The 14,018-nt window shown below is 44.7% G+C and carries 12 protein-coding genes; 7 read left to right on the top strand and 5 right to left on the bottom strand.

The features are described from left to right. The first annotated feature begins 62 nt into the window (after nucleotides 1–62). The 3 genes from JMA39_RS13885 (at nucleotide 63) to yiaY (ending at nucleotide 2,286) form a co-directional block, all read left to right on the top strand. Nucleotides 63–251, top strand: coding sequence for a hypothetical protein (locus JMA39_RS13885; protein WP_202722454.1), 189 nt, complete (start codon nucleotides 63–65; stop codon nucleotides 249–251). 180 nt (nucleotides 252–431) lie between these two features. Continuing rightward, nucleotides 432–905 (top strand): LabA-like NYN domain-containing protein, encoded by a 474-nt coding sequence (locus JMA39_RS13890; protein WP_202722455.1) that lies wholly within the window; start codon nucleotides 432–434, stop codon nucleotides 903–905. A 232-nt stretch (nucleotides 906–1,137) separates the two neighbouring features. Continuing rightward, nucleotides 1,138–2,286: an L-threonine dehydrogenase gene (yiaY, locus tag JMA39_RS13895; protein ID WP_202722456.1), complete on the top strand. Its 1,149-nt coding sequence runs from the start codon at nucleotides 1,138–1,140 to the stop codon at nucleotides 2,284–2,286. Nucleotides 2,287–2,948: 662 nt separating this feature from the next. Here yiaY and JMA39_RS13900 read toward each other — a convergent pair. Together JMA39_RS13900 and JMA39_RS13905 are read right to left on the bottom strand one after the other, a co-directional pair. Then, complete coding sequence (locus JMA39_RS13900; protein WP_202722457.1) at nucleotides 2,949–6,080, bottom strand: efflux RND transporter permease subunit; 3,132 nt, start codon at nucleotides 6,078–6,080, stop codon at nucleotides 2,949–2,951. 165 nt (nucleotides 6,081–6,245) lie between these two features. Further along, on the bottom strand, nucleotides 6,246–7,400 hold the full coding sequence (locus JMA39_RS13905) for an efflux RND transporter periplasmic adaptor subunit (RefSeq protein ID WP_202722458.1): 1,155 nt from the start codon (nucleotides 7,398–7,400) through the stop codon (nucleotides 6,246–6,248). Between the two features lie 536 nt (nucleotides 7,401–7,936). On the opposite strand from JMA39_RS13905, the gene JMA39_RS13910 reads away from it, so the two are divergent. From JMA39_RS13910 to JMA39_RS13920, 3 genes are all read left to right on the top strand, one after another. Then, nucleotides 7,937–8,299, top strand: a complete 363-nt coding sequence (locus tag JMA39_RS13910) for a cytoplasmic protein (RefSeq protein ID WP_202722459.1) — start codon at nucleotides 7,937–7,939, stop codon at nucleotides 8,297–8,299. Between the two features lie 405 nt (nucleotides 8,300–8,704). After that, nucleotides 8,705–10,006: an NAD(P)/FAD-dependent oxidoreductase gene (locus JMA39_RS13915; RefSeq protein ID WP_202722460.1), complete on the top strand. Its 1,302-nt coding sequence runs from the start codon at nucleotides 8,705–8,707 to the stop codon at nucleotides 10,004–10,006. 82 nt (nucleotides 10,007–10,088) lie between these two features. After that, nucleotides 10,089–10,298 (top strand): hypothetical protein, encoded by a 210-nt coding sequence (locus JMA39_RS13920; protein WP_202722461.1) that lies wholly within the window; start codon nucleotides 10,089–10,091, stop codon nucleotides 10,296–10,298. Between the two features lie 68 nt (nucleotides 10,299–10,366). On the opposite strand, the gene JMA39_RS13925 is transcribed toward JMA39_RS13920, so the two are convergent. Together JMA39_RS13925 and ltaE are read right to left on the bottom strand one after the other, a co-directional pair. After that, nucleotides 10,367–10,735, bottom strand: a complete 369-nt coding sequence (locus JMA39_RS13925; protein ID WP_202722462.1) for an acyl-CoA thioesterase — start codon at nucleotides 10,733–10,735, stop codon at nucleotides 10,367–10,369. A gap of 336 nt (nucleotides 10,736–11,071) precedes the next feature. After that, nucleotides 11,072–12,088 carry a low-specificity L-threonine aldolase gene (gene ltaE / locus JMA39_RS13930; RefSeq protein WP_202722463.1) on the bottom strand — a complete coding sequence of 339 codons (1,017 nt, stop codon included), beginning with the start codon at nucleotides 12,086–12,088 and terminating at the stop codon, nucleotides 11,072–11,074. Between the two features lie 337 nt (nucleotides 12,089–12,425). On the opposite strand from ltaE, the gene JMA39_RS13935 reads away from it, so the two are divergent. Next, nucleotides 12,426–13,064 carry a trimeric intracellular cation channel family protein gene (locus JMA39_RS13935; protein ID WP_202722464.1) on the top strand — a complete coding sequence of 213 codons (639 nt, stop codon included), beginning with the start codon at nucleotides 12,426–12,428 and terminating at the stop codon, nucleotides 13,062–13,064. 120 nt (nucleotides 13,065–13,184) lie between these two features. Here the strand turns inward: JMA39_RS13935 and JMA39_RS13940 are convergent, their stop codons facing one another. Then, nucleotides 13,185–14,009: a mechanosensitive ion channel family protein gene (locus JMA39_RS13940; RefSeq protein ID WP_202722465.1), complete on the bottom strand. Its 825-nt coding sequence runs from the start codon at nucleotides 14,007–14,009 to the stop codon at nucleotides 13,185–13,187. Between the last annotated feature and the right edge of the window lie 9 nt (nucleotides 14,010–14,018).

A 14,018-nucleotide genomic window follows, 5' to 3' on the forward strand; every position in this document is an offset into this window, starting at 1 on the left:
AGAACGAGCTCTGCGATTATTATCTATACTTATAGCCATTACACGTGAGTCAGGTCATGCCTATGCAAAAGCCATTGCCAAAAGATCAACAACCTATGCTATATGAAACCTTTAATATCAACGGTCAATTTGTCACTGAGCGCCGTACCAGCATAGATAGGCGAGTCAGCGAACAAACTAATAGGCTAGATCTGTATGACCGCCGCCAAGCCCCTCAAAGACGCACGGCTCATATCGATCTCTATATTTAGCACCACAGACTAGAGCCGTTAATATCTCAGCTAAAGCAGCCATGATCCTATTGTGATATCGATAACCTCATACTAAAAGCATCGCTATTTTCCCCTCGATGCAATAGTATTCTTTATACTCTTGTGCCCTTTGCAATGGCGCGCACACCTTAACTTCCAAGCTACCCAAACGAGCATACAGTGAAAAGAATCGCCCTATTTGTCGATGTGCAAAATATCTATTACACCTGCCGCCAAGCCTATGGAAGCCAATTTAATTACCGCAAACTTTGGCAGCATCTCGGTTATGAAGGTGAAATTACAGCGGCTACCGCTTATGCCATTCATCGTGGCGATGATGGTCAGCTAAAATTTCAAGACGCACTCAAACATATCGGCTTTGAGGTAAAACTTAAGCCTTTTATCCAACGAAGCGATGGCTCAGCTAAGGGGGATTGGGATGTGGGGATCACTATAGATATTATGGAAGCCGCCAGTGAAGTCGACTCTGTGATCTTACTTTCAGGTGATGGTGACTTCGATCTCTTGATGCAAAGAATCCAGCAAAAATATGGCGTCGAAACGCAAGTGTATGGCGTACCAAGCTTAACGGCCAAATCACTTATCGACTCTGTAACCCAGTTTCATGAGATAGATAGCAGCCTACTGCTTTAACTTTAGCTAAATAACTCCTAGCGTTAGAGCAATTAACGAGCCATAACTCACTTTAAGCCCCCTTTTGTGTCATAAAATTACAAGAACGGGAAGATAGATCCAACTTTCGAGCTAATTCTCAACAAACCCTAGCGAGAGTTAGAGCAAGATCACACCTTTATGCCATTAGTGTTGGTACTTTAATTACCAGAAAAGATAACAACTTTTAACATTAAGCGTATAGGTGATTCTTATGGCTGCTAAATTTTTCATCCCATCTGTCAATATCTTAGGGCAAGACGCCGTCACTGAAGCTATTGGTGACATCAAGTCGCTGGGCTTCAAAAATGCATTAATTGTTACAGATAAACCTCTGGTTGATATTGGCCTTGTAGCCCAAGTCACCGATAAACTTGCCAGCAACGATATCAACTCAGTGATCTTCGATGGCGTTCAACCAAACCCAACTGTTGGTAACGTTGAGGCAGGTCTTGAGATCTTAACCGCGAATCACTGTGATTTTGTCATCTCTTTAGGTGGTGGCTCACCTCATGATTGTGCAAAAGGCATCGCACTTGTGGCCACAAATGGCGGCAGCATTAAAGATTATGAAGGCTTAGATGTCTCTACTAAGCCACAGCTTCCTCTCGTTGCGATTAATACCACAGCGGGCACCGCGAGTGAAATGACCCGTTTCTGCATCATTACCGATGAAGAGCGTCATATCAAGATGGCTATCGTCGACAAAAACACCACGCCAATTTTGTCTGTAAACGACCCCGAATTGATGCTACTTAAGCCTGCAGGTCTAACGGCTGCAACGGGGATGGATGCGCTGACTCACGCTATCGAAGCTTACGTGTCTATCGCTGCTAACCCAATTACCGATGCCTGCGCTATTAAAGCGATTGAGCTTATCCAGGGTAACTTGATTGAAGCGGTTGAAAACGGTCAAAGCATCGAAGCGCGGGATCAGATGGCTTATGCCCAGTTCCTTGCGGGTATGGCATTTAATAACGCGAGTCTTGGCTATGTTCATGCGATGGCGCATCAACTTGGTGGCTTCTACGATCTTCCTCATGGTGTATGTAACGCACTGTTACTACCTCATGTTCAAGCCTACAACGCAAAAGTGGTACCGGGTCGTCTAAAAGATGTGGCTAAGGCGATGGGCGTCGATGTGTCAGCCATGACTGACGAACAAGGTGCAGAGGCTGCAATTACCGCGATTAAGGCACTATCTGTCGCAGTAAATATTCCAGAAAACCTCACCAAGCTAGGCGTGAAGGCTGAAGACATTCCAACTCTTGCCGACAACGCGCTAAAAGATGCTTGTGGCTTCACAAATCCTAAGCAGGCAACTCACGATGAGATCTGCAAGATCTTTACTAATGCCCTTTAACCTGCGCATTAATTGACTGAGTTATAGGTGAAAGGTAGCAGGCAAATTACGCTCCCAACAGTTAGCTTGCTATCGTTCACTTTTCATTTTAACGGTCAACAGCAATACATATACCGAGGCACATCTTTAATAACCGAGGCACATCTTTAATAAGCTTTACTTTTTTAGAAGTAAAAAGAACTGAATTGACGCAAAATTCAGCACAACATCACTATTTAAGACTATTTTAATCTTAAATACTGATACAAAGGGTTACACATTTGGTATAATCGACTGGTTCGCTTTTTCCCTGCAAAAGTTAAAGCAAGCTTAGAAGCCCACTCCTCGGAGTGGGCTTTTTCCTTTCTGGGGTAGTTTCAGGGCATGTCTCCACTATTCAATCTCTCTATAGCTCTCGTCACTCAATAACATTTCAAATGAGCCTTTAGTCTAAATAACTCCCTCAAGCTTAGTGACGCTATTAACGACAATAGCAGCTGATGATCGGCGGTAACCGCTCCTGTTTTAAGTTTTCTTTTAATAGCCATTGCCTTTTAAGCTAGGCGTAATTTCGGAAAAACTCCAAAGAACCACAGTCAAAAATAGTGGTTTGGGACTGGAAATAAAAAGGCCTGCTATCAAAGCAGGCCTTAGTTCTATCACTACCACTCTACAGGCATAAGTTAATTAGCAGCCTCCTTGTCTTGAGGCTGACCTTTCACCTTTTCACGCATCTTCTGCATCATGACGTAAAATACTGGCACCAGCAGGGTGCCTACAACTGTTGCCGCTAACATACCGCCAAATACCGAGTAACCAAGGGCACGGCGACTTCCCGCTCCAGCACCAGTAGCAATAACCAGTGGCAGTACGCCTAAAAGGAAGGAGAATGCCGTCATCAAAACCGCACGAAAACGCAGTCTTGCCGCCGTCTCGCCAGCTTCTAAAATGCTCTTGCCTTCTTCACGCAACTGCTTAGCAAATTCAACAATTAGAATGGCGTTCTTACAGGCGAGGCCGATAAGCAGTACCAGACCAATCTGGGCATAGAGGTTTAAATCAGACCCGACCAGCAATATATTGAGGAATGCACCTAATACGGCAATAGGTACCGCGAGAATAACCGCAAATGGAATGGTCCAACTCTCATATTGAGCGACCAAGAACAGGTAGGTAAAGATTAGCGCCAGTCCGAAAATGAGCGGTGCTAAGTTACCCGCCTTAATCTCCTGATAGGTTTGCCCCGTCCACTCAAAGGTGTAACCCGATGGCAGCGATTCGTTAGCTGCACGCTCCATTGCACTAATGGCATCACCAGAGCTAAAACCAGGAGCCGGGAAACCATTGATGGTTGTGGAGCTAAACATATTGTAATTGTTCATCACATCCGGGCCTAAAATCGGCGTTACAGTGACTAGAGTGCTAAGTGGCACCATCTCCCCCGTGTTAGAGCGCACATAGAAGCGAGAGATATCCCGGTCAGAATTACGGTACTCTGATTCGGCCTGCAAGATAACCCTAAACACCTTACCAAAACGGTTAAAGTCGTTAACGTACATAGAGCCGAGCATGGTTTGCATGGTAGAGAAGATCTCGTTGAGTGAAACCCCCATCGCCTTGGCCTTATCTCTATCGACATCGACAAACATCTGCGGCACATCGGCGCGGAAGTTACTAAAGGCCATGGCGATTTCAGGCTGTTCATTGGCCTTCATAATCAAGGCGCGCATCACAGATGCCAGCTCTTGTGGACTCCGACCTTGAGTGTCTTGCAGCACAAACTCGAAGCCACCAACGCTACCAACACCTGGGATAGGCGGAAGCGAGAATGCCATCGCCTTCACTGCAGGATTCGCAGCATATTTCGCTTGTAACTTGGCCACAATCGCTGACTCAACCATATCGGGTGATTCACGTTCACTCCAGGTCGATAGGGTCACAATCATCAAACCACCGTTTGAAGATACCGAACCAGTCAAGATACTAAAACCACTGGCGTGAATAACATTTTCCACTCCCGGCTCAGCTAATGTCAGCTCAACTAAGTCACGCATCACATCTTCGGTACGGTTAAGCGACGCGCCATCGGGCAGCTGAATATCCACCATGAAGGCTTTCTTATCTTCCATAGGTACAAAACCCGAGGGTAAGATTTTCGCGACGCCCCCTGTTAGCAAGATTAAGCAAACATAGACAATACCAACCAACACAAGCTTACGTGTCAACAACGACACTAACTTCATGTATTTTCCGGTGAAACGCTCAAATAACCTATTAAAGGCTGCATGAAAACCTTTCTCATGGGCCTTAGGTGGACGCAATAAAGAGGCACACAGCGCGGGACTCAGAGTCAGTGCGTTAATCGATGAGATCAATACCGCAATACAGATGGTCACAGAAAACTGCGCGTACATCTGGCCGGTGATCCCCGGCATCACGGCCGTTGGGGCAAATACAGCGAGCAGTACCAAGGTGGTAGCAACAATAGGGCCGGTTACCTCTTTCATCGCCTTCGAGGTTGCCTCTTTCGGCGATAAGCCCTCATCTTGCATCAGACGGGTAACGTTCTCCACCACAACGATGGCATCATCCACCACGATACCGATGGCTAAGATCAGGGCGAATAGTGAAACCGTGTTGATGCTCATACCAAACAGCAACAGGAAGGCAAACGTACCGATAAGCGATACTGGAATGGCAATCGCTGGCACTAGCGTTGAGCGTACATCTTGCAGGAAAATAAACACCACAAAGACTACCAGCGCAATAGAGATAAACAGGGTCTGCACCACCTCTTTGATTGAGGTTTCGACAAACTCGGTGGTGTCGTACAAGACTTCATATTCTAGGTCATTAGGAAAGCGCTCTGAGAGTTTCTCCATCTCGGCTTTAATCGCTTTACCTACCTCCAACGCATTTGCATCGGGAGACTGGTAGATAGAGATAATCGCCGAAGGTTTGTTATTTAGCTTACCTTGCGCGTCATAGGTTTGAGAACCCAGCTCCACTCGTGCCACATCGCCAACGACCACTTTTGAGCCGTCGTTATTGGCACGGATCATCACATCATAAAACTCTTGCGGATCTTTAAGACGCCCCTTGGTCTGAAGGGTGTACTGGAACTGCTGGTCAGGATCCACTGGCGCGGCGCCGATGCGCCCAGCCGCAACCTGAATATTTTGCTCCTGCAGTGCACCAATAACATCGGTTGCGGTCACCCCAAGACTCGCCATCTGATCAGGATCGAGCCAAATACGCATCGCATAATCGAGCGCACCAATGACCTGCACCTTTGACACACCATACTGACGCGCCAGCGCATCTTTTACATTAAGCCCAGCATAGTTAGTGATAAACAGTGAGTCGAAGGTTTCATTAGGGGAAACAAGGTTCACCACCATCAACATGTTCGGACTTTGCTTCTCTACCTTCACACCTTGACGCTTAACTTCTTCAGGCAGACGTGGCATCGCCTGTTGCACACGGTTTTGCACCTTCACCTGCGCCATATCGGCATCGGTACCCACATCGAAGGTTACATTCAACGAATAACTACCGTCGTTAGCGCTTTTAGACTCCATATAGAGCATGCCTTCGACACCGTTAACTTCGGCCTCAATGGGCTGGGCAATGGTGTCTTTAACAATGTCGGCACTGGCACCTGAATAACTGGTTGAAACGCTCACCTGAGGTGGCGCTATCTCGGGAAATTCAGATACGGATAGGACAGGAATGGCGATCAAACCAACCAAAGTCAAAACAGTTGAGATCACAAAGGCAAATTTAGGCCTGTTAATAAAAAATTCACTAATCATGACATTCCCCCGTCAAAAGCAGCAAACTTAGGGCTTCTGTTCTAATAAAAAACTGACTAATCATGACATTCCCCTGTCAGCCTTAATATTAAGGCTTGGGCAGCTCATAATGCTGCTAATTACGAAGTAAGCAATTAAACAAATAGGTCTCATCACCACCTCCAACTATGATTTTTCATCTTCTTTGAAAGGCACCACTTCTTGCTCTACTGGGTTGACCTTGATACCGGGACGAATTTTCTGTAATCCCTCAACAACGATACGATCACCATCTTCTAAACCGCTAAGCACCCGCCACTCCACACCAAAACGCTCACCGAGCTCAACAACGCGCTTTTGCACTTCATCTTGCTCATTAACTACCATCACAAAACGACCCTGCTGATCTTCCTGCACTGCGGCTTGAGGGATCAGTAGCGCATTCTCTGTGATTGGCGATTCAACCACTAAAGTGACAAACAGCCCTGGCAGCATTAAGCTATTGGCATTTTTAAAGGTGGCACGCACAGGTAAGGTACCGGTTGCTGCATCGACTCGGTTGCCAATAAAGTCGATATGGCCAACTTCATCAAACATGGTGCCATTCGGTAGACGTAGTCGCATAACCAGATCTTCAATTTTGATCTCTTTTTCTTTCGCTTTTGAGAATTGTTGTTGAGCTGTGATTAGAGCCTTTTCGGCTATTTGAAAATTAACCCACATAGGCTGAAGCTGCACGATATTCGCCATCTCTGTCTGAGGAGTGATGATGTCACCGAGACTTACTTCAGACTGACTGACACGACCGGAAATCGGCGCAAAAACTTTGGTATAGCTTAATTGAAGCTTGGCAGCTTCTACCGCCGCCTCCGCTTGCACAACACCTGCAGCGGTAGTGAGTTTGCGGCTAGTCAGCTCGTCCATATCCTGAGCACTGATCATACCATCAGGTAGCAAACGACGACCACGTTCCCAATTCATCACCGCCACATCTCTAGAGGCTTTAGCCTGCTTTAAAACCGCTTGATGCTGGGCAAGCTCCGCTTCATAAGTCGATGGGTCGATTTCAAACAACAGATCGCCAGCACTAATATCATCGCCTTCAACATAACTGCGCTTCAGTAACTGCCCCTGGATCTGCGGTTTAATCACCACGTCTTCAGACGCTCGAGTTCGGCCAACAAACTCAGACTTAGGCGTGATCATCTCTTTATGAGCAGTATTAACGATAACGCTCGGAAGTACAGCTTGCTGCGGCGCTGGTGCGTCACCACAGCCTGAGATAACTGCAGCGCTGAGAATGAGCACCCACAACTTAATATTTGAAACTGAACCGGCCATTTAAGCCTCCTGATAGGTAGGATATGCGCTTTATTTTCATCCTGAAATTATAGACTTATGCAACACACAAAAGAAACCTATTGGCATCAAATTAGCAATTTATTTAACAAGAGCGTGATATAAAACTCTAGCTATTTGGCTACAATGAATCTCAATGACCCTAGTACGAGCAATTCAACTGTTGCTTTATTAGCCAAAGCCGCTACTAATTCGGCATCATCCGGCAAAAGTGCGATCTGGAACAAAGTTATCGACTTAAGTGTCATGGTAAACAGGAGGTACAGCGACTAAGGTTTTAACTAGCATATAAAAATAGATAATGAGATAACTTGATTGTATTCGCCGATATGTGGATGAATGTATAGAGAAATTAAGTTAACCAAACTTGAATATGCACAGAAAAGTGATACACATCAGTTAATTCATCGTTGTTCAAATAAAAAACCATAAAATACGCCCAAACCACTAACGTGGTTGACCAAGATAAAAAACAGTGCCTAAGATGGCACTCGTCACAGCGAACAGGTAGGTAATTTATGACAGCAATCTCTCATGTATACAACTACACCGTCCGATGCCCTCACGTTAAGGATCCTGCGCACCCAACAAGCTGGCGCAATCATATTGAGTTAAACCGCTCATGTGAAATCGCACTAGACCGAATTACTAAGTGGCACAGCCATTCTGGCAACCGACTATTTGAACATGATGGATATGTTGTAAGAGAATGCGAACAGGAGCAGGCCTACTTTGCCATGCAAAATAGTCGCCTCAAAGATGACAAACATGTATTGGTCACCTTCAAAGTCTTTATGGATAACAAAACTAAAGACGCTTCAGTGCAAGAGATCATGGAGCATGTTATCGAAGATTATAAGTCTCGCTTAAGCAAGCTTTAATAATTGCTGGCATGTTTTAGTTATAAACACCTAAAACATGCCGCTTTTGATTTTCCCCTTACAAAAGAGCAAGATCACACTTCTGACGTCCCTCTCCTATTCAGCTCACAAAACACTAGCGTTCATTTGCCAGACAAGGCCAGGAAAACCTTGCAAAAGAAAACAATAAAACCTTAAAATACAATACTATAAAATCAAACAACCTCACTTTCCCCGCCTTTTCAGCTAACAAAGCGCCTAATTGCCGTTTTTCATATCTACTGCTACACTTTTTAAGCGTATTTTTGGTGACTATTCTCAATGTAGAACAATCGTTGACCACAACAATCACACTCGTTAAATAGTGTTTAATCGTCGGACCTATTTTTATTTTACAGTTCTATCGACTTAAGGATTAAAAATCTCATGCATGAAATGGCTAATATTGTCATCGTTGGTGGCGGCGCTGGTGGAATGGAGATCGCAACTAAACTCGGTCATCAGCTAGGGCGAAAAGGAAAAGCGAGAGTCACACTAGTAGACTGCGCCGAAAGCCACATCTGGAAACCACTTCTGCATGAAGTTGCCACTGGTGCACTAGACATCGGCATCGATGCTATCAGTTACCGTGGCCATGCTGCTAGCCATGGTTATCACTTCCAGCAAGGAGCGATGACCGATATTGATAGAGATGCAAAGCAGGTCATTCTAGCCCCAATAAACGATGACAAAGGGCGAGAGTTATTACCTGCTCGTCGTATCGATTATGATTACTTAGTCATTGCCATTGGCAGTATCGCCAATGACTTCAATATCCCAGGCGTACGAGAGCATTGCGTATTTTTAGATAGTACCGAGCAGGCGATGGAGATCCGCACCATGCTGCTTAATAAATTTATGCGCTATGCAAGCCACCACCAACTCGATGACAAAATAAAAATCGCTGTTGTCGGTGCAGGCGCAACAGGCGTTGAAATGTCGGCGGAGATGCATCACGCCGTTGAGCAACTACGCGGTTTCGGTTATAAAATCGATAGCAGCCTACTGGAAATTACCCTGATCGAGGCTGATGAGCGTATTTTACCTAAGGTAGAGAAAGAGGAGATCTCAGCCTCTGTAGCTAAAGAGTTAACCTCTATTGGCGTGAAAGTCATGACCAGCACGCGTATTAATCAAGTCACCGCAGAGGGTTTACATACCTCTGAAGGTGAATTTATCCAGTCAGATATGGTGATCTGGTCGACGGGAGTTAAAGCTCCTGATTTCTTGAAAGATATCGGTGGCCTTGAAAGCAACCATATCAATCAAGTGATGGTGCAGCAAAACATGCAAACCACTCGCGATCCTGCAATATTTGCTATCGGTGACTGCGCCGCCTGTCCGCAAGAAGACGGTAGCTGGGTGCCGCCACGGGGGCAGTCAGCAAGACAGATGGCATTGATGACTGCCGACAACATCAAGTTATTGCTAGCGGGTAAAGCCGCTTCAAACAACTATGTATATAAAGATTTAGGTGCATTGGTTAACCTGTCAAAGTTCCACACTGTAGGTAACCTGATGTCCTTTATCGGCGGCGGTATCATGGTTGAAGGTAAGATTGCCCGTTTCGTATATACCTCTTTATACAGAAGACATCTGATTGAACTACATGGCCCAATCAAAGGCACCCTATTAATGTTTGCCAAAGGGATCAGCCGTATTATCCATCCACATTTAAAGTTGCACTGATAAAACTGCGCTTATCGGCTAGCGAAACTGAAATATTGCTGGCAAAATGCCAGCAATATTATAAGAAAGGGATAACTCCTCCATGAAACAGTTAAGTTTAGTTGCCGCCTTATTGTTCAGTTTAATCGCCACTGGTTGTGCAGAGCTTAAAGACGCTGGTCGTCAAATCGGCCACACAACTAAAGAGGTGACCACTGATATTGGTCATGCAACGCGAGATACCACTAAAGCAATTGGCCACGCCTCAAGAGATGCGGTTAAATCGGTCAAAGAAGATCTTAGCGAAGAATAACGATTTGCCACTCTCTATATAAAACAAAGGCTCATTATTGAGCCTTTGTCTTGTTTGCCCCATATACACTACGCGGCATTAGTCCGCATACCATGCTCAGCGGGCAGTCCTTTCTCATTAACATGTACAAATACTATTTTGTCGATACTCACTATTGGTAGTTGAGTCAGCTTATTACGCACTTTACAACACACTGTAATAGAAGTGGCTCCAGCACTAATTAACTCTAGACCGAACTCAATCACATCACCTTGACGCGCTGGCGCCATAAAGTTTATTTCTGACATAATTTTGGTGACATGGCGCTGACTCTTCATCTGGCAGCCAGCAAATATTGCCGCTTCCTCATCAATCCAACTTAAGAGTTGCCCGCCAAACAGGAAATTGGCTGGATTTAAATGCTCAGGTTTAATAAAACGGCGACTGTAATATTTCATTCTGTTCTCCTAAAAGCAGTATTCATATTGAGGAATTGCAAGAAAGACACCAGAAATAATCACCATGAAAAATCAATACGTTACAACTCTCAGGTAAGCTTACTCAATCGTTTTGCACTAAAAAAGAACCAAGTTGCCCCGTTAACTAGCCCTTTATTCCTGACTAATTTAGCACTTCAAAATCCTAACCCATTACTTCAGCAACAAAACCAGCATAGATCCGACTCAATAGCATCATACTTTTGCCGGGCAAACATCTCTCCAGCATCTCTAGCCCAAAACAAAAAACCTAGGCTATTACCTAGGTTTTTAGTAATTAAATGACTAAAGAACGAACTAACTCTGGCTTAACAGCCCCTTTAATTCACTGATAAAGCGCGTGATATCGGCTCTAGAAATATCAGCATGTGTCACCAAACGGATGGTTTTACCTGGACTGAGTAAAATCCCCTTAGCCTTCAAATCAACTGCTAGTGCTTTGGTATCAATTTTGTCACTCACAGCAGCGAATACCATATTGGTCTGCACTTGCGACATATCGACTTCAAAGCCTTCAATTGTTGCCAACTCTGCAGCTAAATATGCGGCATTGTCGTGATCTTCAGCAAGACGCTCTACCTGCTCAGTTAATGCTAATGTCGCCGCAGACGCTATTATCCCTGCTTGACGCATGCCACCACCAAGTACTTTCCGCCAGCGTCTCGCCTTAGTAATTAAACGCTCATCCCCCAGCAATATCGAGCCGACCGGAGCACATAGGCCCTTAGACAAACAGATTGAAACTGAGTCGAAGTACTGAGTGATCTCGGTCATTGGGATATTCTGCGCCACAGCCGCGTTTGCAACGCGTGCGCCATCAAGATGAATTTTCAATCCACGCTCAAAAGCCAAAGCCTGAGCCGAAGCTAAATACTCTTGTGGCACAATCTTGCCGCCGATGGTGTTTTCTAAGCTCAATAAACGTGTACGTGCAAAGTGAATATCATCAGGTTTAATTGCAGCTTCAATATCACTGAGTAAAATGCTGCCATCGGCTTGATTTGTTAGTGGTTGAGGCTGAATACTACCAAGCACGGCAGCCCCGCCGCCTTCAAACTTATAGTTGTGAGCTTGCTGACCACACAGATATTCATCACCACGCTCACAGTGAGCCATCAAAGCAAGTAAGTTTGCTTGAGTTCCTGAAGAGGTAAACAGTGCATTATCATAGCCAAACATCTCGGCGGCCATCTCTTCAAGGTAGTTAACGCTTGGGTCATCGCCGTAAACATCATCCCCAACCTCAGCCTGACTCATCGCGGCGCGCATAGCAGCCGTAGGCTTAGTAACCGTATCACTGCGAAAATCAATCATTGTTAACCTCAAGTTTCTAGATCTGGAATTATCAAATAGTGACTAATATTACTTTGGCGTAGGGCCTACTACCAGTAAAAAACCAAAGTTTACAAACTGGCAAAAACAGCGCTCACAAAAATATATCAACAGCTAAAGTGCAAATTAAGCAATCATGAATACTTCTAAAACAAAAATCTTATTAAGAATACCTCCTAACCCACGACCAGATTGAAAACCAACACCCACCCACTAAAACCACATTAGAAAATATAATGCTAAATCAAAACTTTTATCATTGTCTTTTTGGCCTAAAAAGAGGCAGAATTCTCTTCCTTTTATTTAGCTAGTGCGAATTATGTTAGAAGTTAAAGTTATCAGCTTTTTATGGCTAATCGGTATTTTGGCCGAAGCAATGACAGGTGCACTGGCTGCTGGGAAAAAACAGATGGACCTGTTTGGTGTAGTCATAATAGGTTGTGTTACCGCGATAGGTGGCGGCACGTTGCGCGATATCTTACTCGGCAACTACCCATTAATCTGGATTGAAAATGTCCATTATTTGATTGCCATTGCAGCAGCCTCTTTACTGACGGTAATGATAGCCCCTGTTATGCGTCATCTGTCTAAACTCTTTCTAGCCATCGATGCGATTGGTTTAGCTGTATTCTCTATTATCGGCGCGCAAAAAACCTTAATGTTAGGCTTTAGCCCCGAGATAGCGATTGTGATGGGAGTGGTGACAGGCGTATTTGGCGGCGTCATTAGAGATATTCTCTGTAACCAAGTGCCACTGATCTTTAAGAAAGAGCTCTACGCCTTGGTCGCCCTATTGACTGCGTCGGCCTATGTGGCGATGAAGTTTAACGGCGTTCCTGAGTGGATTAATCTTTCAATATCTCTGGTATTTGGCTTTAGCTTTAGAATGCTAGCCATTCGCTATAAGTGGTCTATGCCCAAGTTTGATTACCAATATCAGTCAGACAACGCACATTAAATTAGTTTTAATATACTAGTTTAAAAGAGACAAAAAAGGTCGGCATATGCCGACCTTTTTATTACCTCGCGCTTATCTCATTTGGGATGGATTAAGCGCGTTGAGAGCCTAATTCACCGACTAAGCAGCAGGCGTCTCTTTCACATAAAGATCCATCTGTGGATATGGAATACCAATACCCGCCTCATCGAGTGCATTCTTAACTTGCTCAAGAATTTCAAAGTGTGCAGGCCAGTAATCAGAGCCTTTTACCCAAGGGCGAACCACAAAATTCACCGACGAATCAGCAAGCTCTGAAACAGCGACTGTATAAGCAGGGTCTTTAAGTACATACTGACTATTTTCTAGGATATGAGTTAGTACCTTTTTAGTTTCGGCTAGGTTCGCATCATATGAGACACCTATCACCAAATCTAAGCGACGTGTTTCCATCGCCGAATAGTTAATAATAGTGCCGTTCATCATCGCTGAGTTAGGCGCAATAATGACTTTATTATCTGGAGACAATAAGCGAGTTGAGAAGATAGTAATTTCATCAACCGTGCCAGCAATGCCCGCCGCTTCAACATAGTCACCGACTCGGCATGGTCTAAATAGCACCATCAATACGCCTGCAGCAAAGTTAGACAGTGAACCTTGCAGCGCTAAACCAACTGCCAAACCCGCGGCACCAATCACAGCGACTAGAGAGGCGGTTTGTACGCCAATTTGGCCAAGGGTAGCTACAATAGTAAATACAAACACCAGTGCCCAAGCAATATTGGCAACAAACGACACTACCGTCGTATCGACTTTACGCTTCTTCAATATTTTTGTGGTGAGTTTTTTTGCAACATTCGACAGGAACTTACCGATGACAAAAATGATAATGGCAAAGACTATCTTCATGCCATAAGTGACGATTAGCTCTGGCGCTTGGTCCATTAAACCTTGCAAGTTATCCATTTACATACT

The organism is Shewanella schlegeliana, from assembly GCF_016765635.1.
Lineage (GTDB): Bacteria > Pseudomonadota > Gammaproteobacteria > Enterobacterales > Shewanellaceae > Shewanella > Shewanella schlegeliana.